At 49.2% G+C, this 299-nt stretch carries 1 protein-coding gene; it reads left to right on the forward strand.

The genetic code is table 11. The features are described 5' to 3' along the window. On the forward strand, nucleotides 1-223 hold a 223-nt coding region (pspE, locus tag RTW80_RS28575), incomplete at its 5' end, for a thiosulfate sulfurtransferase PspE (RefSeq protein ID WP_109091301.1). Nucleotides 224-299 lie beyond the last annotated feature (76 nt).

The raw sequence follows: 299 nt of genomic DNA on the forward strand, positions 1-299 counted from the left end.
GTATCAGCAAGAGCACGTTCAGGGGGCCATCAATATTCCCCTGAAGGAAGTGAAAGAGCGCATTGCCACCGCCGTTCCGGATAAAAACGACACCGTGAAAGTGTATTGCAATGCCGGACGCCAGTCAGGGCAAGCAAAAGAGATCCTTAGCGAGATGGGATATACCCACGTTGAGAACGCCGGTGGCCTGAAAGACATCGCAATGCCGAAGGTCAAAGGTTAAAAGAATTCACCATGAGCGGCGCTTATGCGCCGTTTTTTTTTGGTGCCACCCGTTTTTAAAACCCCAATATTTTTTT

It is taken from the genome of Escherichia sp. AM3, from assembly GCF_032029835.1.
Classification (GTDB): Bacteria; Pseudomonadota; Gammaproteobacteria; order Enterobacterales; family Enterobacteriaceae; genus Escherichia; species Escherichia coli.